The sequence below is a fragment of the Novosphingobium sp. B-7 genome (genome assembly GCF_000410615.1).
In the GTDB taxonomy this organism is placed as follows: Bacteria; Pseudomonadota; Alphaproteobacteria; order Sphingomonadales; family Sphingomonadaceae; genus Novosphingobium; species Novosphingobium capsulatum.
The window spans coordinates 1-2186 of record NZ_APCQ01000264.1; the positions used below are offsets into that span (position 1 = coordinate 1).

Here is a 2186-nt window from a genome sequence, read left to right on the forward strand (position 1 = left end):
AGCCAGCAGGGCCTGCGGCACTGCGCGCAACAGCAGGCGCGCCTGCGTCGCCAGGCGCAGCAGCGCGGCAACCGGGTTCCATTCGGGCGGCAGATCGCCCAGCCCGGCCACCACCCGGCCGGGCATGCGCATCGCCCCGGCCCAGGCATGGTTGATGTCGATACGTTCGAACCCGGCTGCGACGCCGGCTTCCACTGGCAAGGCCAACACGCCCGGCGCCTCGTCCAGAATGCGGCGGGCATCCTCGGGCATGGCCAGGAACCCTTCGGCAAAGACGATCAGTTCATCCTCGGCCGAAACCAACGGCACCAGTGCACGCGCCGCGGTTATGATGTGAAAGCGCGCGCCGCGCTGTTCGGCGACGTGCTGGATCTCGACGATCTCGGCCGAGAGCATTTCGGCATGGACGACGATTCGCGTGGCGCCCAGCGCCAGCGCCAAGCCCAGCTGGTGGCGCGCGATGCTGTGCCCGGCGATCGGCAAGAAACCGGGGTTTCCACCCGATTGGACGGCGCCGTCGCCCGCCAGATCGACCGGCACATTTTCCATCAACGATATGAGCGCGACCCGCAACTGTATGCCTCCTGATCGCGCGCATGGTAGGGCGGCAACCCCGCCGTGCCAAGCGCCCGTCGGGCGTTTCGGATCAGGCCTGATCGGGGCCGATCGGCGCTGGATCTGCTGGCGCCGGATCCTGTGCGCCGGCGCTGAAATCATCCAGCCACATCGCGATCTTGCGCAAGACCGCCGGATCGCCCGGCGCACCGGCCAGCGCCTGTTCCACTAGGCGCATCAAGCCTTGCGCGTGGAACGAGGCAGCCAGGCCTTTGAGCCGCAGGCCGGCCATCGACCAGTTGCCGTCACAACGTGAGCGCCGCATGAGATCGACCTGCCGCCGCGCGCTGTCGAGAAAAGCGCCGCGCAGTTCGGCAAACAGCGCCGGGTCACTGCCCGCCACGGCCGCCAGCTGCGCATCGATCGGATCGCCAAGATAAGCCATGCTGTTGATAGTGTGGCATCAGGGCTTAAGGCGGGTTTAACCGCCCCCCTTTTCCATGATAGAGACGTGGCCATGAATGGGGGACCACGGATCATTCCGATCGAAGCCAACCAGCCGGAAACCGGCGGGCATGGCCTGGCGCTGGATCGTGAACAGGCAGAAACCGCCTTGCCCATTACCCCATCTTTACAGGAATTTGCCGATCAAAGCGAAGACGCTTTCGACGATGCCGCGACGGGGTCACCAGCCCCCTGGCCTTGGGCCTTGGCGGGGGGCCTGATCGCGGTGTGGACGGGCTTTTTTGCCTGGGCCAGCGTTCCTGGACTGGTTGCAGTGCGCAGCCCCGCTGCCTGGGCAGCCGCCACCGGCCAGTGGGCGGCGCCGGTGCTGGTCGTGCTGGTCACCCTGCTGCTGATCCAGCGCGGCAGCGGGCGCGAGGCGCGCCGGTTTTCCAGCATTGCCAGCGGCCTGTCGCGCGAATCAGCGCAGCTGCACCAGCAGCTGGGTGCGATCAACACCGAGCTGGCCCTCGCCCGCGATTTCATCGCCGCCCAGGCGCGCGATCTCGATGCGCTGGGCCGCGTGGCGGCTGACCGCCTGTCTACTCATGCCGACAGCCTGCGCGGGCTGATCCAGGACAACGGCGCGCAGGTCAACGCGATCGCCGATGTGGCGGCCAACGCGCTCGACAACATGGAAAAGCTGCGCAGCCAGCTGCCGGTGATCGCCAACAGCGCCAAGGACGTGACCAACTCCATCGCCAATGCCGGGCGCACCGCGCACGTGCAGCTGGAAGACATGGTCGCCGGGTTCCAGCGTCTGAACGAATTTGGCCTCGCCAGCGAACGCCAAGTGGCCAGCGTGCGGGACCAGGTACAGACCGCGCTGGGCGCGCTGACCGCAGCCGGCGTTGACCTTGCCCGCCAGACCGAGGCGCGCTTTGCCACCTTGGAAGAAGAAGTGAGCAGCCATCGCGCCGCGCTCGACCAGGAAGAGCATGCCGCACTTGCCGCGATCCGCGCCCGCGCCCAGGCGCTGGCCGATACGCTGGGCGAGCAGCGCCGCACCATGGCCAGTGCCGAGCGCGAAAGCCTGGCGGCGCTGGAACAGCGCCTGGCCACGCTGAAGGAAGCCAGCGCCACGCTGGGCGAAGCCGTGGCCGAGCAGGAAAGCGCCGCGCTCGCCA

Annotated in this window: 1 protein-coding gene and 2 pseudogenes; 1 reads left to right on the plus strand and 2 read right to left on the minus strand. The window is 68.0% G+C overall.

The annotated features are described in order from the left end of the window. Nucleotides 1–573 (minus strand): annotated as a pseudogene (locus tag H926_RS0103475) (hypothetical protein); the annotation flags it as partial. Nucleotides 574–646: 73 nt separating this feature from the next. Then, the gene (locus H926_RS25415; protein ID WP_022675073.1) at nucleotides 647–1000 is read right to left on the minus strand and encodes a hypothetical protein; all 354 of its coding nucleotides are present in this window, start codon (nucleotides 998–1000) and stop codon (nucleotides 647–649) included. A 72-nt stretch (nucleotides 1001–1072) separates the two neighbouring features. On the opposite strand from H926_RS25415, the pseudogene H926_RS0103485 reads away from it, so the two are divergent. Further along, nucleotides 1073–2186 (plus strand): annotated as a pseudogene (locus H926_RS0103485) (ATPase); the annotation flags it as partial.